Source organism: Variovorax sp. GW821-FHT09D07, assembly GCF_059416345.1.
In genome coordinates, this window is the sequence record NZ_JBWKOY010000003.1 from 382,507 (window position 1) to 401,440 (window position 18,934).

Here is an 18,934-nt window from a genome sequence, read left to right on the forward strand (position 1 = left end):
ACGCATGCAGCGCCGACACCTCGCCACCGCGCTGGCCGCAGCGATGCTGCTGGGCGGCGCGGGCCTGGCCCAGGCCGCCGCGTGGCCTGACAAGCCCGTCAAGCTGGTCGTGCCTTTCCCACCCGGACAGGCCACCGACATCTTTGCCCGCGCGCTCGCCGAACAGCTCGGCAAGCGGCTGGGCCAGCCCGTGATCGTCGACAACAAGGCGGGCGCGGGCAGCAACATCGGCACCGAGTTCGTGGTGCGCGCGCCGCCCGACGGCTACACGCTCGTGGTGGCCGGCAGCGCGATGGCGGTGAACCAGACGCTCTACGCCAAGCCGGGCTTCGACCCGCGCAAGGACCTGGTCGGCATCTCGCTGATCGCGAAGGTGCCGCTGGTGTTCCTGGCCACGCCCGAGAGCGGCATCCGCACGCTGGCCGAGCTCACGGCGCGCGCCAAGGCCGAGCCCGGCAAGCTCAGCTACGCGAGCGCCGGCATCGGCGGCACGCAGCACCTGTCGGGCGAGATGTACAAATCGGCGGCGCATGTGTTCATCACGCACATTCCGTACCGGGGCAGCGGGCCGGCGCAGGCGGACTTCCTGGGCAACCAGGTGCCGCTGATGGTCGACTCGGTGACGGCCGCGCTGCCGCACATCAAGTCGGGCAAGGCGGTTGCGCTGGCGGTGACGTCGGCCACGCGCTCGTCGCAACTGCCCGAGGTGCCCACCGTGCGCGAGAGCGGCGTGGCCGGCACGAAGAACTTCGAGGCCGTGGGCTGGCTCGGCCTGATGGCGCCGCGCGGCACGCCGTCCGAGATCGTGGCCCGGCTGAACCACGAAGTGACCGACATCCTCAAGAGCGAGCAGATGGCGCGCTTCATCCGCGACCGGGGCTCCGAGCCGGCGCCCACGAGCGGCGCCGAGTTCGACCGCTTCGTGGCGAGCGAGATCGGGCTCTGGGGTGCGGCGGTGAAGGCTTCGGGCGCGAAGCCCGAGTAACTTTTCAGGCCAACGCGACCGGCGGCAGCGCCGTCGCTTCCCCGCTGCGGTCGACCTCGGCCAGCAGCCAGTGGCGGAAATGATCCAGCGTGGCCAGCTGGCCGCGCCCCTCGGGGTAGCAGAACCAGTAGCCCTCGCTGCCCCGGTAGCCGCCATGGGGCAGCGGCTCTTCCACCAGCCCCGACGTGATTTCGTCCTGCACCAGGCAGCGCGGCACCAGCGCCACGCCCATGCCGGCCATGACGGCGCGGATCATGGTCTGGAACTGGTCGAACTGCAGCCCGGCCAGCGGGTCGAGCCCGCGCACGCCGTGCGCCTCGCTCCAGTGCAGCCACGACTGCGGCACGCTCACGTGGCGCAGCAGGGTGCAGCGCGCCACGTCCTGCGGCGTGCGGATGGGGGCCTCGGCCTGCGCGGCGCGCGGGGCGATGAGCGCCACGTCCTGCCCCGCGAGGTAGTGCGAGCGCGCACCGGGCCAGTGGCCGTCGCCGAACAGGATGGCGCAGTCGAGCTCGGGCCGCTCGAAGTCGTAGCCGTGCACGAAGGGCACGAAATGCAGCGTGATCTGCGGGTGACGCTGCTGGAAGTCGGGCAGGCGCGGAATCAGCCACTTGGCGCCGAAGGTGGGCAGGGTCGACAAATGCAACGCACCGCCGCCGTCGCCACTGGTGATGAGCTCCAGCGTGGCCGCCTCCAGCTGCGCCAGCAGGGCGCGCACGGCCTTTTCGTAGCGCTCGCCGGCGGGCGTGAGCGCCAGGCGCTTGCGGCTGCGCTCGAACAGCGGCGCACCGATCCAGCGCTCGAGCTCCTGCACCTGCTTGCTCACCGCGCCTTGCGTGAGGTGCAGCGCCTCGGCCGCGCGCGACACGCCGCCGAAGCGCACCACGGTGGAGAAGGCGCGCAGCAGGTTCAGGGGCGGGTTGAGGCGTCGCAGCGGCATGGGGGAGCCCATCAAGTCATTCCAGATTGGAATGATATCGGGTATATCCTTTGCTTCAGGTGAGCTGCAGCTTTGCACATTCACTCATCGTTCCATTGGAAGAACCCTCATGCAACGTCGTCATTTCCTCTCCACCCTGGCTGCCGTTTCTTTCGCCCCAGGAATATCCTTTGCCCAAGGCAAGCCGATCCGCCTGGTCGTGCCCTTCCCGCCCGGCGGCGCCACCGACATCACGGCCCGCGTGCTCTCCGAGCCCCTGGCCAAGATCCTCCAGCAGCCCGTGGTGATCGACAACCGCGCCGGCGCGGGCGGCTCGATCGGCATGGCCGAGCTGGCACGCGCCGCACCCGACGGCCTGAGCTTCGGCGTGGCCACGCTGTCCACGCACGGCGTGAACCCGGCCGTGTACCAGAAGCTGCCCTACGACCCGATCAAGGGCTTCGCCGCCGTGACCGAGCTGGTGAAGGCTCCGGGCGTGATCGTCATCAACCCGGCTGTGCTGCCGGTCGGCAGCTTCGCGGAACTCGTGAAGTACCTGAAGGCCAACCCGGGCAAGGTGTCGTACGCCTCGCCGGGCAACGGCACCATCGGCCACATGTGGGGCGAGCTGTTCAAGAGCAGCACCGGAACCTCGATGGTGCACATCCCCTACCGCGGTGCGGGCCCGGCCATCAACGACGTGCTCGCAGGCCAGGTACCGGTGTACTTCGACCAGGTGGCCTCGTCGCTGCCGCACGTGAAGGCCGGCAAGCTGAAGGCGCTGGCCGTGTCCTGGAGCGGCCGCCTCGACGTGCTGCCCGAGGTGCCGACGTATGGCGAGCTGGGCTACGCGGCCAGCAACGACCCCTCGTGGTTCGGCATGATCGCGCCCGCCGGCACGCCGCCCGAGCTGGTGCTGCGCATGCAGCAGGCCGTGGCCACGGCGCTGAAGGACCCCGCGGTGCGCGAGCGCCTGTCGCTGCAGGGGCTGTACGCCTCGGGCACCACGCCGGCCGAGTTCACGAAGCAGATCGCGAGCGAGATCGAGAAGATGAAGAAGGTGGCCGCCTTCGCGCGCATCCGATTGGACTGACCGACACCGCCTATGCATCCAGTCCTGAAACTGATTCAAACCCGCGCCCAGGTGACCAGCGTCGCCGGGCACACCCCGCTGGTGCTGGACTCTCCGCACAGCGGCACCGTCTACCCCGAGGACTTCCGGCCCGTGTGCGAGCTCGCCACGCTGCGCCGGGCCGAGGACACCCACGTCGAGAAGCTCTACGCCTTCGCGAGCGACATGGGCGCCGCCTGGATCGAGGCGCACTTTCCGCGCAGCTACCTCGACGCCAACCGCGACATGACCGAGGTCGACACCACCATGCTCGACGGCCCGTGGACCGAGCCGGTGTCGACCGACCCGCGCGTGCTGTCGAAAGTGCGCCTGGGCAAGGGCCTGATCTGGAAGCTCACCGACGAGGGCCTGCCGATCTACGACCGGCCGCTCACGGTGGCCGAGGTGCGCCAGCGCATCGACCAGTGCTGGCGCCCGTACCACGCGGCGGTGGCGCAGGCCATCGACGACGCGCATGCGCGGCACGGCTACAGCATCCACATCAACTGCCACTCGATGCCGGCCATCGCGGGCAGCCACGCCACCGACTTCCCGGGGCTGGTGCACGCGGACTTCGTGATCGGCGACCGCGACGGCAGCACGGCCGACCCGGCGCTGTCGCACAAGTTGTGCGAACACCTGCGCGCATGCGGCTACAGCGTGGACTACAACCACCCGTACAAGGGCGTGGAGCTGGTGCGCCGACACGGCAACCCGGCGGCGAACCGGCACAGCATCCAGGTCGAGATCAACCGCAAGCTCTACATGGACGAGGCCACGCTGGCGCTCGACGAGGCCGGCGCGACGCGGCTGCAGGCCGACCTGCGATCGATGGTCGAGATGCTGCTGGCGACCGACCCGCGCGTGGCAGGCTGAACACCGCCGCCCCTGCGGCGGCTGGTGTCTTTGTTACAGGGTGGCCGGAGCCCCCGGCCTATAGTGGGACGTCCTTAGTTTTCTGGAGTCCTGCCGTGAAGTCGATCCTTGCCGCCCTCGCCGTCCTTGCGACCGGTCTGCTGGTCTCGGGCTGCGCCGGCACCGCGCCGTCGCCGTCTTCGTCCTCCTCCACGTCTTCATCGGGCAGCGGCGTGACGGTGTTCGGCACCATCGACGCCGGCGTCAGCGGCACGACGAACAAGTCGTCGCGCTGAGCGAGAGCCTCAGGCCACCGTCGCCAGGTAGCCCCGCAGCGCATCGCGCAACTGGCGTGACAGCGTCTGCAGGTCGGGCCGCCCGCCCGTGCCGATGTGGGTGTGCGCGACCAGGCCGTAGATGATGGTCTGGCACACGCGTGCCGCTTCCTTCTTCTGCGGGGCGTCGGCCTTCACGTCGCCCGCCGCGTCCAGCACGCCCACCCATTCGGCCACGAAGCGGTCGTACATCTTGCGGTAGGCCTCGGGGCTGGAGAGGTGGCGCTCCAGCAGGTAGTGCGCGCCCCAGGCCACGGGCTGCGTGCGGTGCGCGTCGAGCTGCGCATCGATCACCGCGTCGACGATCTCGCGCCACGGTCGGCCTTCGTTCGTGGCCACGACCGCGCGCATGTCCAGCAGCAGCGCCTTGGAGCGCAGGTGCAGGCACACGCGCGCCAGGTCCTCCTTGTTTTCGAAGTACTCGTAGAAGCTGCCCAGGCCCGTGCCCGCCACGGCCACGATCTCGCGGATCGTGATGGCGGCGTAGCCCTTCTCGACCAAAAGCCGAACAAAGGCTTCCTGCAGCGCCTGCGAGGTGTGGCGCGCGCGGGACTGGCGCGGCTTCCTCCTCGGGGCGGCGGCGGGTGCGCGGGCGCCGGTCATGGCCGCCGAACCCGAACACCTCGCGGGCGGGTTGTTCCTAGAATTTTTGATCCCATCGAAAGGCATTCTGCAATGACCTCGCCCGACCGCGCCCCCGAGACAACGCCCCCCGCCGTCTACACCGGCGAGGGCGATGCGTGGCTGCCCGACGCGCTCTCGCGCGGCCCCTGGGACCCGCGCGCGCAGCATGGCGGCGCGCCCGCCGCGCTGCTCGCGCACATCGCCGAACGCGCGGCGCCCGGCCCCGGCTGGCAGCTGGCGCGGCTCACGCTCGAACTGGTGAGGCCGGTGCCGGTGGCGCCGCTGACCACGCGCACGCAGTCGCAGGCCTCGCGCGCCACGGTGCGCGTGGGCATCGACCTGCTCGCGGGCGACACGGTGGTGGCCCGCGCGCACGCGCTGCTGCTGAAGACCTCGCCGCTGACCTTGCCGGCGAACCTGCCCACGGGCGACGCGCCGCGCGAACTGCGCCCGCTGCCCGAGGACTGCACCGAGCGCCTGCGCATTCCCGGCCTGCCCGACGGCCTCTCGTTCCACCAGACCGCCGTCGAGTCGCGCCTGGCGCAGGGCGACATCGCCCGGCCCGGCGCGGGCGCCGCGTGGTTCCGGCTGGCGGTGCCGCTGGTGCGCGGCGTGGCCACCTCACCCGCCATGCGCGCGGCGGCGGCGGCCGACTTCGGCAACGGACTGAGCTGGGTGCTGTCGCCCGCCGACTTCCTGTTCTCGAACGCCGACCTGAGCCTGAACCTGTTCCGCGTGCCCGCGGGCGAGTGGATCGGCCTGCGCGCCAGCACCGAGATGCACGCCGGCGGCGCGGGCCTCACCGTGTCCCACCTGTACGACACGCGCGGCCTCATCGGCCTCGCGACCCAGACGCTGGTGGTGCGCGAGCGCGCCGCCGCCACCTGAACACGCCCCTCTTTCACCGATTCACGGAGACAACGCCATGACCATTCCCGGCATCCACCCCGACAACCAGGTCCCCGAGCTCAAGGACTACAACGTCTACACCAGCGACCCCGCCCTGCGCGGCGCGGTGGGGCGCGGCGGCGCGGCCTGGCGCGACGACGAACTGGTGCGCCAGGGCGCCGAGTACGGCGCCGAGGCCACGCTGCGCGCCGCCGAGGACGCCAACCGCCACGAGCCCGAACTGCACACCCACTCGCGCACCGGCACGCGCATCGACAGCGTGCAGTTCCATCCCGCGTGGCACACCATGATGTCGATCGCGCGGCGCAACGGCATCGCCAACCTGCCGTTCTTCGACGAGCGGCCCTCGGCCTGGGTGGGCTACGGCGCCTCGCTGTACATGCACAGCCAGATCGAGTCGGGCTCCACCTGCCCGACCACCATGACCAAGGCCTGCATCCCCGTGATGCGCCGCAACGCCGCGCTGTACGCCGACCTGCGCGACAAGCTCGCCGCCCACGTGCACGACCCACGCGACATCCCGCTCGAGGGCAAGACCTCGATGACCGTCGGCATGGGCATGACCGAGAAGCAGGGCGGCAGCGACGTGCGCACCAACACCACGCGCGCCGTGCCGGCCGGCAGCGGACCGTGGGGCGAAGAGTTCCTCATCACCGGCCACAAGTGGTTCTTCTCGGCGCCGATGTGCGACGGCCACCTGGTGCTGGCCAAGACCGACGAGCACGGCTCCTCGTGCTTCTTCGTGCCGCGCTGGCGGCCCGACGGCAGCAAGAACGCGATCCACATCCAGCGCCTGAAGGACAAGGTCGGCAACCGCTCCAACTCCAGCAGCGAGGTCGAGTTCAAGGAGGCCTGGGGCGTGCTCGTGGGCGACGAGGGCCGCGGCATCCCGACCATCATCGAGATGGCCACCGTGACGCGCCTGGACTGCGCGCTCGCCAGCGCCGGCTTCATGCGCCAGGGCTTCGCGCAGGCGCTGCACTACACGCGCAACCGCTTCGCCTTCGGCAAGGCGCTGGTCGACCAGCCGGTGATGACCGAGCTGCTGGGCGACATGGCGCTGGAAACCGAAAGCGCCACGCTGCTGGCGATGGAGCTGGCCTCGCGCTTCGGCTCGCCCGCCCCGCTGGACACGGCCTGGCGCCGGCTGCTCACGCCCGCCGCCAAGTTCTGGAACTGCAAGCGCGCGGTGGCGCTCACGGGCGAGGCGATGGAGGTGTTCGGCGGCAACGGCTATGTGGAAGACGGCCCGATGGGCCGCCTGTTCCGCGAGGCGCCCGTCAACTCGATCTGGGAAGGCTCGGGCAACGTGATGTGCCTCGATGTGCTGCGCGCCGTGTCGCGCAACCCCGACGACGCGCACCTCGTGCTCGACCACCTGCAGGACGTGACCGCCGGCGAAGTGCGCCTGCAGACCGAGGTGCAGGCCCTGCGCCAGATGGTGCAGCTGGCGCCGCAGGACCTGGAACGCCAGGCGCGCCGCTTCACGCAGCGGCTGGTGCGCGCGGCGCAGGCCGGCCTGATGCTGCAGCACGCGAGCCCGCTCGCGGCGGCCGCGTTCGTGTCCAGCCGCTTCGATCCCGACTGGGGCCCCGTGACCGGCATCAGCGCCGGCACCAGCGACCCCGGCGCGCTGGTGCGCGCCGCCTGGCACTGAGCACGCGGAGACAACCCGGATGGATTTCGTTTCCCTGCTCGACCAGCACGCCCGCACCCAGCCCACCCACGAATGCCTGCGCGCCGCAGGCCGCGCCTGGACTTATGCCGACTTCGCCGACCTCTCGCGCCGCGCCGCCACCGTGCTGCGCGACCAGGGCGTGGGCCCTGGCGACAAGGTCGCGCTGCTGAGCTTCAACACGGTCGGTTTCGTCGCCGCGATGTTCGGCGCCTGGCGCCTCGGCGCGGCGGTGGTGCCGGTCAACCACAAGCTGCAGGCGCCGGAGATCGACTACGTGCTGGCGCACGCCGGCGTGCGCCTGTGCGTGGCCGACGGCACGCTCGCCACGCAGGTCGCCACGCGCATCGCACACCGCTGCGACTGGCTCGCGACCGACAGCGCCGCCGACGGCCTGCCGATGTTCGACGACCTGGCGGCGCAGGCCGCACCGCTGGGCGGTGACGACACAAGCGCCCCGGCGCCCGGCACCGACACGCTGGCCCAGGTGCTCTACACCTCGGGCACCACGGGCAAGCCCAAGGGCTGCCTGCACAGCCATCGCAACGTGTTCATGGCGGCGGTGTGCACGGCGGCGGGCATGTCGCTGTCGCGCAACGAGCGCACGCTGGTCGCGATGCCGGTGTGGCATTCGTCGCCGCTCAACAACTGGCTGCTGGGCACGCTGCTCATGGGCGGCACCGTGGTGCTGCTGCGCGAGTACGCGCCCCAGGCCTTTCTCGACACGCTGGCCGACGAGCGCATCACCTTCACCTTCGGCGCGCCCATCGCCTTCCTGGCGCCGCTGTCGGTGGTGCCCGACGTGCAGCGCTACGACTTCAGCGCGATGCGGCTGTGGGCCTACGGCGGCGGCCCGCTCGGTGCCGACATGGCGCGCAAGCTGGCCCACAGCTACCGCAGCGACCGCTTCGTGCAGGTCTACGGCATGACCGAGTCGGGCCCGCTGGGCACCGTGCTCTATCCGGAAGACGCGATCGCCAAGGCCGGCTCGATCGGCCGCGCGGGCGTGCCCGGCGTGGCCATCGAGGTGCGCCACCCCGACGGCCGGCGCTGCGGCGCGGGCGAGGTCGGCGAGATCCACCTGCGTTCGCCGGCCGTGATGCAGGGCTACCTCGACAACCCGCAGGCGAGCGTCGAGGCCTTCGACGCGCAAGGCTGGTACCGCACGGGCGACCTCGCGCGGGTGGACGAGGACGGCTTCCTGTTCATCGTCGACCGGCTGCACGACATGATCATCACGGGCGGCGAGAACGTCTATTCGAAAGAAGTGGAAGACGCGCTGGGCGCCCACCCCGACGTGCAGGACGTGGCCGTCATCGGCCGCCCGCACCCCGAGTGGGGCGAGACCGTGACGGCGGTGCTGGTGGCGCGCGGCGGGCGCGCGCTCGAGGCGCGCGAGCTGGTGCGTTTTCTCGAGGACCGGCTGGCGCGCTACAAGATTCCGCGCATCTTCGAAGTGCGCGAGAGCCTGCCGCGCACGGCGACGGGCAAGCTGCTGAAGCACCTGCTGCGCGACGCGGGCTGAGCGTTGGACAGTGCGGTCGTGGATCGGCCGCACACCAGCGCTGCACCCCGTGCGCAGGACACTGGGTGCTTCCCGCAGCGAAATCAAGGAGGAGGCCGAAGGCCGGGGGACATTCGCGGAGGGAAGTACCCGGTGGCCTGCGCACGCGCCCCGAACAGCAGCACCGTCAGCGCCGCAACAACGCCTGCCGCAGCAACCGCGCCGCTCGGTTGCGAATGCGCCCCTGCATCTCGCGCATGCTCGTGCGCGGCGCCACGCGGGCGGTGGCGCAAGCCCATAAAAAGTCGTGCAGGATCGGCGTGTCGTCCACCGTCTCGGTGCTGCCGTACTTGTGGAACTCGGGGTGCCACTGGGTCGCCGCGATGTAGCCGCGCCCCTTCTCTGGCCGACGACGGATCGCCTCGGGCACGCGGTCGGGCAGGCTCCAGGCCTCGATCTCGAAGCCGGGCGCGAGCCCCTTGATGCCCTGGTGGTGGATGCTGTTGACGCGCGCCGTGCGCACCTCGGGGTACAGCTTCGCCAGGCGCGTGCCTTCGACGATCTCGATCTGGTGGAAGTTCTGGTCGTAGGTCACCGGGTCGCGGTGGCGCACCGTCTCGGGGTGGCCGTGCTGTTCCTCGATGTCCTGGTAGAGCGTGCCGCCGAAGGCCACGTTGATCAGCTGCAGGCCCCGGCACACGCCGAAGATCGGCTTGCCGGCCTGCTCGAAGGCCTCGACCAGCGCAAGGTCGTACAGGTCGCGGATCTGGTCGCCGATCCAGGCGTCTTTCAGGGGTTCCTCGCCGTAGCTGCCGGGCCAGACGTCGGCGCCGCCGTGCATCACCACGCCGTCGAGCCACTCGGCGTAGTGCGACAGCTTGGTGTCGCCGCGCGCCGTCTCGCCCGTGGGGCAGGGCACCATCACCACCATCGCGCCGGCCGACATGAGCCAGTGGGCGATCGATTGTTCGACGTACTGCAGCGTCTTGTTCGTGAAAAGCGAGCGGGCCGGGTCGGCGTGCGAGAAGCAGGCGGACAAGCCGATCTTGAGCCGGGCGGCGACAGGCTGAGACATGTCGATGGGTTCCCTGTGGACAAAGTTCATTGTGCGCCCATCGAACTTCGGTCGTGTGTCAGCCGAACCCCCGAAGTATGCTGTGCGGCGCATCAGGAGACACGCATGAAGACGATCAAGGGGCCGGGCATTTTCCTGGCCCAGTTCGCGGGCGACACGGCCCCGTTCCACTCGCTCGACGCCATCGCCGGCTGGGCCGCGGGCCTCGGCTACCAGGGCGTGCAGATCCCCAGCTGGGACACGCGCCTCATCGACCTGAAGCGCGCCGCCGAAAGCAAGACCTACTGCGACGAGATCAAGGGCACGTTGGCCGGCCACGGCCTGGAGATCACCGAGCTCTCGACCCACCTGCAGGGCCAGCTGGTCGCGGTGCACCCGGCCTACGACGCGGGCTTCGACGGCTTTGCGGCGCCCGAGGTGCGCGGCAACCCCGTCGCGCGCCAGCAGTGGGCGGTGCAGCAGCTGCACCACGCGGCCAAGGCCTCGGCGAACCTCGGGCTCACGGCGCACGCGACCTTCTCGGGCGCGCTGGCCTGGCCGTACCTGTATTCGTGGCCGCCGCGTCCGGCCGGCCTCATCGAGGAAGCCTTCGACGAACTGGCGCGCCGCTGGCGCCCGATCCTCGATGCCTTCGACGCCGTGGGCGTCGACGTGGGCTACGAGATCCACCCCGGCGAAGACCTGCACGACGGCGTGAGCTACGAGATGTTTCTGGAGCGCGTGAACAACCACCCGCGCGCCTGCCTGCTGTATGACCCGAGCCACTTCGTGCTGCAGCAGCTCGATTACCTGGCCTACATCGACCACTACCACGAGCGCATCAAGCTCTTCCACGTGAAGGACGCCGAGTTCAACCCAACCGGCAAGCAGGGCGTGTACGGCGGCTTCCAGAGCTGGATCAACCGCGCGGGGCGCTTCCGTTCGCTGGGCGACGGGCAGGTCGACTTCAAGGCCATCTTCTCGAAGATGGCGCAGTACGACTTCCCGGGCTGGGCGGTGCTCGAATGGGAGTGCTGCATCAAGCACCCGGAAGACGGCGCGCGCGAAGGCGCCACCTTCATCCGCGACCACATCATCCGCGTGGCCGACCGCGCCTTCGACGACTTCGCGGCGGGCGGGGCGGACGTGGCGGCGAACCGACGGATGTTGGGAATCGGCTAACTCGTCGAGCGGATCGCGTCGTCGAGTATTTCCAGGCCGCGGTCGATTTCTTCCGGCTTCACATTCAGCGGCGGCGCGATGCGCCACACGGCCGCCATGCCGCCGACGGCCACGATGTTCATGCTCAGGCCGCGCGCCATGCAGGCGTCGGTGATGGCCCGGCCGCGCTCGGCGTCGGGTTCGCGGGTTTCGCGGTCCTTCACCAGTTCCACGCCCTGCAGCAGGCCGTGGCCGCGCACGTCGCCGATCACCTCGTGCCGCGCCTTCAGCGTGGCCAAGCCCCGGCTCAGCCGCTCGCCCATGGCGGCGGCGCGCTGGTTGAGCCCTTCTTCCTCGAGCACGTCGAGCACCGCCAGGCCGACCTCGGCCGGCAGCGGGTCGGACACGTGCGAGGTGACGTGCACGAAGCCCTTCTCGTGGCAGTCCTGTTCGATCGCTTCGCTGGTGACCGTCGCGCCGATCGCCAGGCCGCCGCCCAGCGTCTTCGACACGGTAAGGAAGTCGGGCACCACGCCCGCCTGCTCGAACGCGAAGTTGCTGCCCAGGCGGCCGAAGGCGGTCTGCGCTTCGTCCAGGATCAGCAGCATGCCGCGCTCGCGGCACTTGGCCTGCAGCTTCGGGAAGTAGCCGGCGGGCGGCACGATCACGCCGCCCGAGCTCAGCACCGGCTCGGCGATGAAGGCCGCGAGCGAGCCGCTGGACTGCGCATCGACCATGTCGAAGCCGACATCGAGGCAGGTGGTGTCGCAGGCATCGCGGCAATGGCGGATGGGGCAGCGGTAGCAGTTCGGCGCGGGGATCGACATGGTGCCGGGCTTGCGCGGCCCGTAGTCGACGTGGTGCCGGCCGGCGAAGGTGAGCGCGGCCATGCCGCCGTTCACGCCGTGCCAGCCGCCGTTCAGGCCCACAATCTCGTAGCGGCCGGTGGTCACGCGGGCCATGCGTGCGGCGGCCTCGTTGGCCTCGCCGCCGGTGGACAGGAACAGCGACTTCGACAGCGACGGCGGCAGCATCGCCGCCAGCCGCCCGGCCAGCGCCGGCACGGCCGGCCCGACGAAGCCGCTGTACAGGTGCAGCGCGCCCTCGCAGGCCTTCTCGATGGCCGCGACGATGCGCGGGTGGTTGTGGCCGATGGTGGCGCACATCTGGCCCGAGGTGAAGTCGAGGATCTCGCGCCCCTGCGCATCCCACAGCGTGGCGCCGCGCGCCTTGACGATGACATGCGGGCTCAGCCCCATGCCGTAGCGCACGAGGTGCTTGCTGACCACGGGGTCGTAGGTTGCGCCTTCGGCCATCGGATGCTCCTTGTTCGTCGGGGGAGCCCCAGCGTAGCCATCGGCCGAGAAATCCGGTGTCGTTGTGCGGGCCCGAAAACGAAGCCGATTGCGCGCACCTTGCGCCACACTGGCGGCACCATGAAAACCGGCACCCTCGATCGCATCGACCAGTGCATCCTGGCCGAACTGCAGGCCGACGCGGGCCTGCAGAACCAGACGCTGGCCGAGCGCGTGAACCTCTCGCCCTCGGCCTGCCTCAAGCGCGTGCAGCGGCTGCGGCGCGCGGGCGTGATCCGCGAAGAAGTGGCGATCCTCGACGCCGCGCGCGTGGGCTTTCCGGTGCTGGTGATCTCGCGCGTGTCGCTGCGCAGCACCACGCGCGAGGCGATCGGGGCCTTCGAGCGCAAGGTGCATGCGCTGCCGCAGGTGCTGCAATGCCACTGCGTGGCCGGCGAGACCGACTTCGTGCTGGTGATCTGCGCGCGCTCGCTGCCCGACTACCAGGCCTTCGCGCAGGAGCAGCTGGGCGACGCGCTGGAACTGGAGAACTACTCGAGCGACATCGTGCTGTCGACCACCAAGTTCACGACCCGGCTGCCGCTGGACAGCGCCTGATCCCACGCGCTACAGCAGGCGCACCAGCCGCCGGATGGCGCCGTCGATCTGCGATTCGGCGATCAGGCCGTAGCCGAAGGCCAGCCCGTTGGGCGCGTCGGGCGCCTGCGGATCGAGCGCGAAGCGCGACAGCGGCGGCAAGGTGATGCCGGCCGCCGCGGCACGTTCGACCACCACATGGTCGCGCGCGCCGCCGTGCAGCCAGGCCGACAGGTGCAGGCCGGCATCGGACGGAATCGCCTCCAGCCGGCCCGCGCCGTGGCGCGCCAGCGCGTCGAGCAAAGCGCTGCGCCGTGCGCCGTACAGCTTGCGCATGCGGCGGATGTGGCGCGCCAGGTGCCCTTCGGCAATGAAGGCCGCGAGCGCCTCCTGCCCGAGCACCGGGCCGTGCCAGTCGGCCAGCTCGCGCGCCCGCACCAGCGCCGCGCGGGCCCAGGGCGGTGCCACCACGAAGCCCAGGCGCAGCGCGGGGAACAGGCTCTTGGAAAAGGTGCCGACGTAGAACACCGAGCCGGCGCGGTCGAGCGTCTGCAGCGCGTCGAGCGGGCGGCCGGCAAAGCGGAATTCGCTGTCGTAGTCGTCCTCGATGAGCACGGCGTTGCGCGCCCGCGCAAAGGCCAGCAGGGCGGCGCGGCGCGGCGGCGACATCGCCACGCCGGTGGGGAACTGGTGCGAGGGCGTCACGCAGACCACGCGCGCCTCGGGCGGGATGCGGTCCACGCACAGGCCTTCGTTGTCGGTCGGCACCGTGACCACCTTCGCGCCGGCCGCCAGCATCGCCTCGCGCAGCGAGGGATAGAACAACTGCTCGACCGCCACCACCGTGCGCCCCGGCACCACCAGGATGCGCGCGAGCAACCCGAAGGCCTGCTGCGCGCCGGCCGTGACCACGATGTCGTCGGCCGTGCAGCCGACCGCGCGCGTGAACGACACGTGCGCCGCGATCGCCTCGCGCAGGGCGCCCTGGCCCTGGGGGTCGGCGTAGTCGGCGGTCTGGCGCGCCACGCGGCGCAGTGCGCGGTCGGACAGGCGGCGCCAGATGTCGAACGGAAAGGCGCCGACGTCGGGCAGGCCGACGCGGAAGTCGTCGCGCGCGGCCCGCGGCTGCAGCGTGGGGGCGAGGTCGGCGCCGGGCACGTTCAGCGGCACCAGCCGCGGATCGCGCCGGGGCGCGGCGCCCGCCTCCTTGGGCGCGGCCCGGCCGCGCCGCAATGCGGGCAGCGTGTCGGCCACGTAGGTGCCGGAGCCCGGGCGCGCCAGCAGGTAGCCCTCGCTCAGCAGCAGGTCGTAGGCCGCCAGCATGGTGTTGCGCGACACACCCAGCCGCTGCGCCAGCGCGCGCGTGGCGGGCAGGCGCGCGCCGGGCTGCAGCCGGCCATCGAGGATGGCGTCGCGCAGCTGGCGGTGCAGCGCGCGCAGCAGGTCGCGCGAACCGGCGACCGGCAGGCGCAGGGCAAGCTCGAAAAGTGGCTCCATGATCTTTGCCGATTGTGGTTCTTTTGAAGAGCCGCCTGCAATCCTATTCTGGAGGCCTTGGAACACCCACCCATGGAGTCCTTCACCATGCACACCGCTCCTGAAACCTCACCGCAACCGCCCGCCGAACGCCTGCCCCTGGGCCTGGCCTGGCTCGCGCTGGGCGCCTTCGCCATCGGCACCGAAAGCTTCATGGTCGCCGGCCTGCTGCCGGTGCTGGCGGCCGACCTGCAGGTCAGCGCCGCGCAGGCCGGCCAGCTGGTGCTGCTGTTCGCGCTGAGCTATGCGATCGGCTCGCCGCTGATGGCCGCGCTGCTCGCGCGCTTCGGGCGCCGCCCGCTGCTCATCGCCAGCCTGGCGACGTTCGCGGGCCTGACGGCGGCGGCCTCGATGGCGCACGGCATCGCGCAGCTGGCCCTGGCGCGCGTCGCACTCGGGCTGGTGGCGGGCGTGTTCCTGCCGACGGCCAGCGCGGTGGCGGCGGCGATGGTGTCGCCCGCGCTGCGCGGCCGGGCGCTGGCCATCGTGACCGGCGGCGGCACCGTGGCGGTGGCGCTCGGCGTGCCGCTGGGCGCCTGGATCGCGGGCTGGGGCGGCTGGCGCACGGCCTACCTGCTGATCGCCGCGGTGGCGGCGCTGGCCACCTGGGGCCTGTGCGTGGGGCTGCCGCGCACGCTGGCGCAGGCGAAGGCCGACGCGGCCCCGCGCACCTCGGCCTTCGCCGTGGCGCGCGAACCCGACGTGGCGCCGGCGCTGCTGGCCACCGTGCTGTGGGCCACGGGCGGCTTCAGCTTCTACACCTACATCGCGCTGTTCCTCGGGCACACGCTGGGCTTCGGGGCCGAGGGTGTGGGCGCGGTGTTCTTCGCGATCGGCTTGGCCGCCGCGCTGGGCACCGCGACCGGCGGCTGGGCCACCGACCGTTTCGGCGCCGACCGCATGGCGCGCGGTTTCGCGCTGGCGTTGGTGGTGATCATGGGCGGGCTCTCGTTCGCCGCGCAGATGCTGCCGCGCGGGCTGGCGCTGCCGCTGATCGTGGGCCTGTCGGCGCTGTGGGGCTTCGCCGGCTGGGGCTACGGCCCGGCGCAGGCGGTGCGACTGATCCGGCTGGCACCCGAGCGCGCACCGATGACGCTGTCGCTCAACGCCTCGGCGGTCTACCTGGGCATCGCGGCGGGCTCGGGGCTGGGCGGCGCGACGATCGCGTGGTTCGGCGTGAGCGCGGTGGGCTGGGTGGGCGCCGCCGCCCAGCTGGCGGGGCTGGTGCTGCTGTGGCGCGCGGCGCGGCGGGCCCGGTCGGCCGCGCCTGTGGCGTCATCGGCACCGGCTTGCGCCTGATCCTGCGGCGGGTTGCTATATTTTCAATAGCTACATTGATAGGATGGATGGCCCTTCGGGGCCTTTTTCATGCGGACGTTGTTTTTAAGACAAGCAACTGTCATGCCCTGCAAGCTATAATGTCGGGTTCGTTTCGATACCACGACGAAGAATTTCGTCACCCCCGCCGGCCGATCTGCGTTGCCATCCGAATCCGGGTTCCAGGATTCATCAGGCTTCTCGTTTCCAGCCCTCGGGCCACGCCGGCTTTCACAGTGTGTTGGAGCGCCAGACCGGGCGCCCATGAATGCCACCACTGCCTTCGTTCCTGTTGAAGCGAATCGCGCGTGCGGCGCGTCCGTTCTCACTAATTTTTCGGCATTGCGCGCCCCGCACCGGCACGCAGCGCCCCAGGCTTCATGGACACTTTCGCAACAGCATCGCGGTGGGCAGGTTTCTGCTTCCCGCACCGCAACGACAGATTCCTGGACGCCGGCTGACCCGCCGGCCGACTGAAACCAACACGCCCATCTTCATCTCCAACACACATCGAACGATTCAGAGGTAATCACACATGCCCAAGGAAGAACTGATCGAAATGAACGGCGCAGTGACCGAAGTCCTGCCCGACTCGCGCTACCGCGTCACGCTCGACAACGGCCACCAGCTGATCGCCTACAGCGGCGGCAAGATGCGCAAGCACCACATCCGCATCCTGGCCGGCGACAAGGTCTCGCTCGAGCTGTCGCCCTACGACCTGACCAAGGGCCGCATCACGTTCCGTCACCTGGAACGCCGCGGCCCCCCGCCGACCAACTCGGGCAACAACACGCCCCGCCGCTGAGCGACGCCCGGCCGGCCTTGCAGAGCGCCCTCCCGGAGGGGCCCTGCAAGGCCTTTGTCTTTTCCGGGCCGTCACTTTTTCCCCTTTGCGTTTTCCTGTCTGTCTGTCTCCGGCTGCCGAACGATGAACTCCACCACCTCCCCAGCCGGCGGCCTCCAGGCCGAACCCCACGGCTTTGCCACGCTGGCGCTGTCGCCCCAGATGCTGGCCAACCTCACCCAGCTCGGCTACACGCAGATGACGGCCATCCAGGCCGCCGCGCTGCCGCCCGCCCTGCTGGGCAAGGACCTGATCGCCCAGGCCAAGACCGGCAGCGGCAAGACCGCCGCTTTCGCGCTGGCGCTGCTGTCCAACCTGAACCCGCGCCGCTTCGCCATCCAGGCGATGGTGCTGTGCCCCACGCGCGAGCTGGCCGACCAGGTCACGACCGAGATCCGCCGCCTGGCGCGCGCCGAAGAAAACATCAAGGTCGTCACGCTGTGCGGCGGCGTCGCGCTGCGCGGGCAGATCGCCAGCCTGGAGCACGGCGCGCACATCGTGGTGGGCACGCCGGGCCGCATCATGGACCACCTGGAGCGCGAGAACCTCGACCTCTCGGCGCTCAACACGCTGGTGCTCGACGAGGCCGACCGCATGCTCGACATGGGCTTCTTCGACGACATCGTGAAGGTGGCGCGCCAGTGCCCCAAGGAACGCCAGACGCTGCTGTTCTCGGCCACCTACCCCGAAGGCATCGCCAAGCTCGCGCAGCAGTTCATGAAGAACCCCGAGCAGATCACGGTGCAGGCCCAGCATGAAGGCAGCAAGATCCGCCAGCGCTGGTACCAGGTGAAGGACAGCGAGCGGCTGCACGCCGTGAGCCTGCTGCTGGACCATTTCCGTCCCGTGAGCACGCTGGCCTTCTGCAACACCAAGCAGCAGTGCCGCGACCTCGTCGACGTGCTGCAGGCGCAGGGCTTCAGCGCGATGGCGCTGTTCGGCGAGCTGGAGCAGCGCGAGCGCGACCAGGTGCTGGTGCAGTTCGCCAACCGCAGCTGCTCGGTGCTGGTGGCCACCGACGTGGCGGCGCGCGGCCTGGACATCGCCCAGCTCGAAGCCGTGATCAACGTCGACGTGACGCCCGACTCCGAAATCCACATCCACCGCGTGGGCCGCACCGGCCGCGTGGGCCAGCAGGGCGGCTCGGAAGGGCTGGCGCTGAACCTGGCCAGCATGAACGAGATGGGCTTCGTCGGGAAGATCGAACAGCTGCAGGGCCGCGAGTCCGAATGGCACCAGCTTACCGAGCTCACGCCCGCCAAGGGCGCACCGCTCACGCCGCCCATGGCCACGCTGCAGATCGTGGGCGGGCGCAAGGAAAAGATCCGCGCCGGCGACGTGCTGGGCGCGCTGACCGGCGACTGCGGCTACACCAAGGACCAGGTCGGCAAGATCAACGTCAACGAGTTCTCGACCTATGTCGCGGTGGACCGCGGCATTGCCGAAGAAGCCGCCCGCAAGCTCGGCAACGGCCGCGTGAAGGGCAAGAGCGTCAAGGTGCGCCTGCTGACACCGCAGTCGACCTGACATCCCTCCCATGCTCCTGTTTGGGCGCTTGGCAGACGAAATCTGCCGATGTGGCCTAATCGGGGGTCGAACATCTTTTTTATCCGAGCTTTCCATGCCCAAGAAAATCCGTACCGAAGCCGACCGTCTTGCCAGCCCGAAGCCGACGCCCATGCCCGGCTACACCGTGCCGCGCAACGGTGGCGGCCAGAAGATCAGCCTCGAGCGCGGCACCGCCACGCGCAGCAAGAAGAACCCGGGCAAGCGCCCGAGCAAGGGCGGCTGATCCAGCCCCCGCGGCTCTTTTTCTTCGGAGCCACGACGAACGCGCCCCCGGGCGCGTTTTGTCATTGGGGCCTGCCCTGCATCACGCGCCGCCATGTCCGACGACAACCAGATCTACATCCCGCCCTCGTTCTTCGCGGTCTACAGCGACGCGCGCCAGCGCCTGCGCGAACCGATCGACGTGGTGCGCGCGCGCTACGAGATCTGCGAAGACCTCGCCGGCCACCTCGTGGGCCATGCGCAGATCCAGCACCACACCGAGGTGCCGGTCGAAAGCGAGATCCTGCGGCGCATCCACGCGGGGCTGGCCACGCCGGAATCGGGCGTGTCGGTGCCCGAGGCCGGCTGGATCGTGCATCGGCTGGCCGAGCTGCTGGGGTGGGAAGCGCCCGAGATCGCCGAGCCGGCGGGCGACTAACCTT

At 70.4% G+C, this 18,934-nt stretch carries 19 protein-coding genes; 14 read left to right on the forward strand and 5 right to left on the reverse strand.

Translation table 11 applies throughout. From position 1 onward, the window contains the following. Positions 1-4 precede the first annotated feature (4 nt). Positions 5-985, forward strand: a complete 981-nt coding sequence (locus AC07OX_RS13220) for a tripartite tricarboxylate transporter substrate binding protein (RefSeq protein WP_495261329.1) — start codon at positions 5-7, stop codon at positions 983-985. 4 nt (positions 986-989) lie between these two features. Here the strand turns inward: AC07OX_RS13220 and AC07OX_RS13225 are convergent, their stop codons facing one another. Beyond that, positions 990-1,925 (reverse strand): LysR substrate-binding domain-containing protein, encoded by a 936-nt coding sequence (locus AC07OX_RS13225; protein ID WP_495261328.1) that lies wholly within the window; start codon positions 1,923-1,925, stop codon positions 990-992. A 109-nt stretch (positions 1,926-2,034) separates the two neighbouring features. Here AC07OX_RS13225 and AC07OX_RS13230 point away from each other — a divergent pair, with 109 nt between their 5' ends. The 3 genes from AC07OX_RS13230 to AC07OX_RS13240 all read left to right on the forward strand — a co-directional run bounded on the left by AC07OX_RS13230 (position 2,035) and on the right by AC07OX_RS13240 (position 4,166). Beyond that, positions 2,035-2,997, forward strand: coding sequence for a tripartite tricarboxylate transporter substrate binding protein BugE (locus AC07OX_RS13230; RefSeq protein WP_495261327.1), 963 nt, complete (start codon positions 2,035-2,037; stop codon positions 2,995-2,997). Between the two features lie 12 nt (positions 2,998-3,009). Then, complete coding sequence (locus AC07OX_RS13235; RefSeq protein WP_495261326.1) at positions 3,010-3,891, forward strand: N-formylglutamate amidohydrolase; 882 nt, start codon at positions 3,010-3,012, stop codon at positions 3,889-3,891. 95 nt (positions 3,892-3,986) lie between these two features. Then, entirely contained in the window at positions 3,987-4,166 is a 180-nt protein-coding gene (locus AC07OX_RS13240; RefSeq protein ID WP_062480395.1) for a hypothetical protein, read from the forward strand. Between the two features lie 9 nt (positions 4,167-4,175). Here AC07OX_RS13240 and AC07OX_RS13245 read toward each other — a convergent pair whose 3' ends face one another. After that, the gene (locus AC07OX_RS13245) at positions 4,176-4,808 is read right to left on the reverse strand and encodes a TetR/AcrR family transcriptional regulator (protein ID WP_095948351.1); all 633 of its coding nucleotides are present in this window, start codon (positions 4,806-4,808) and stop codon (positions 4,176-4,178) included. A gap of 72 nt (positions 4,809-4,880) precedes the next feature. Between AC07OX_RS13245 and AC07OX_RS13250 the strand changes: the two genes are divergently transcribed. From AC07OX_RS13250 to AC07OX_RS13260, 3 genes are read left to right on the forward strand one after another with little or no spacing between them, the layout of a single operon-like run. Then, positions 4,881-5,717: a thioesterase family protein gene (locus AC07OX_RS13250; protein WP_495261325.1), complete on the forward strand. Its 837-nt coding sequence runs from the start codon at positions 4,881-4,883 to the stop codon at positions 5,715-5,717. A 37-nt stretch (positions 5,718-5,754) separates the two neighbouring features. Next, positions 5,755-7,395 carry an acyl-CoA dehydrogenase family protein gene (locus AC07OX_RS13255; RefSeq protein WP_495261324.1) on the forward strand — a complete coding sequence of 547 codons (1,641 nt, stop codon included), beginning with the start codon at positions 5,755-5,757 and terminating at the stop codon, positions 7,393-7,395. A gap of 19 nt (positions 7,396-7,414) precedes the next feature. Then, positions 7,415-8,938: a class I adenylate-forming enzyme family protein gene (locus AC07OX_RS13260; protein WP_495261323.1), complete on the forward strand. Its 1,524-nt coding sequence runs from the start codon at positions 7,415-7,417 to the stop codon at positions 8,936-8,938. 166 nt (positions 8,939-9,104) lie between these two features. On the opposite strand, the gene AC07OX_RS13265 is transcribed toward AC07OX_RS13260, so the two are convergent. Continuing rightward, positions 9,105-9,992 carry a gamma-glutamyl-gamma-aminobutyrate hydrolase family protein gene (locus tag AC07OX_RS13265; RefSeq protein WP_062480404.1) on the reverse strand — a complete coding sequence of 296 codons (888 nt, stop codon included), beginning with the start codon at positions 9,990-9,992 and terminating at the stop codon, positions 9,105-9,107. A gap of 105 nt (positions 9,993-10,097) precedes the next feature. Between AC07OX_RS13265 and AC07OX_RS13270 the strand changes: the two genes are divergently transcribed. After that, positions 10,098-11,153 carry a sugar phosphate isomerase/epimerase family protein gene (locus tag AC07OX_RS13270; RefSeq protein WP_495261322.1) on the forward strand — a complete coding sequence of 352 codons (1,056 nt, stop codon included), beginning with the start codon at positions 10,098-10,100 and terminating at the stop codon, positions 11,151-11,153. On the opposite strand, the gene AC07OX_RS13275 is transcribed toward AC07OX_RS13270, so the two are convergent. Beyond that, positions 11,150-12,448, reverse strand: coding sequence for an aspartate aminotransferase family protein (locus AC07OX_RS13275; RefSeq protein ID WP_492745255.1), 1,299 nt, complete (start codon positions 12,446-12,448; stop codon positions 11,150-11,152). The genes AC07OX_RS13270 and AC07OX_RS13275 overlap by 4 nt on opposite strands. 120 nt (positions 12,449-12,568) lie before the next feature. Between AC07OX_RS13275 and AC07OX_RS13280 the strand changes: the two genes are divergently transcribed. Beyond that, positions 12,569-13,045, forward strand: a complete 477-nt coding sequence (locus AC07OX_RS13280; protein WP_159274176.1) for an Lrp/AsnC family transcriptional regulator — start codon at positions 12,569-12,571, stop codon at positions 13,043-13,045. A 9-nt stretch (positions 13,046-13,054) separates the two neighbouring features. On the opposite strand, the gene pdxR is transcribed toward AC07OX_RS13280, so the two are convergent. Continuing rightward, complete coding sequence (pdxR, locus tag AC07OX_RS13285) at positions 13,055-14,521, reverse strand: MocR-like pyridoxine biosynthesis transcription factor PdxR (protein ID WP_495261321.1); 1,467 nt, start codon at positions 14,519-14,521, stop codon at positions 13,055-13,057. 87 nt (positions 14,522-14,608) lie between these two features. Between pdxR and AC07OX_RS13290 the strand changes: the two genes are divergently transcribed. The 5 genes from AC07OX_RS13290 to AC07OX_RS13310 all read left to right on the forward strand — a co-directional run bounded on the left by AC07OX_RS13290 (position 14,609) and on the right by AC07OX_RS13310 (position 18,930). After that, entirely contained in the window at positions 14,609-15,859 is a 1,251-nt protein-coding gene (locus AC07OX_RS13290; protein ID WP_495261320.1) for an MFS transporter, read from the forward strand. A 553-nt stretch (positions 15,860-16,412) separates the two neighbouring features. Then, positions 16,413-16,682, forward strand: coding sequence for a translation initiation factor IF-1 (gene infA, locus AC07OX_RS13295; RefSeq protein WP_062482563.1), 270 nt, complete (start codon positions 16,413-16,415; stop codon positions 16,680-16,682). Positions 16,683-16,805: 123 nt separating this feature from the next. Next, positions 16,806-18,248, forward strand: a complete 1,443-nt coding sequence (dbpA, locus tag AC07OX_RS13300) for an ATP-dependent RNA helicase DbpA (protein ID WP_139706904.1) — start codon at positions 16,806-16,808, stop codon at positions 18,246-18,248. Positions 18,249-18,342: 94 nt separating this feature from the next. Continuing rightward, positions 18,343-18,513, forward strand: coding sequence for a hypothetical protein (locus tag AC07OX_RS13305; RefSeq protein WP_167395080.1), 171 nt, complete (start codon positions 18,343-18,345; stop codon positions 18,511-18,513). Between the two features lie 93 nt (positions 18,514-18,606). Further along, positions 18,607-18,930 (forward strand): hypothetical protein, encoded by a 324-nt coding sequence (locus AC07OX_RS13310; RefSeq protein WP_390347727.1) that lies wholly within the window; start codon positions 18,607-18,609, stop codon positions 18,928-18,930. The last annotated feature ends 4 nt before the right edge of the window (positions 18,931-18,934 follow it).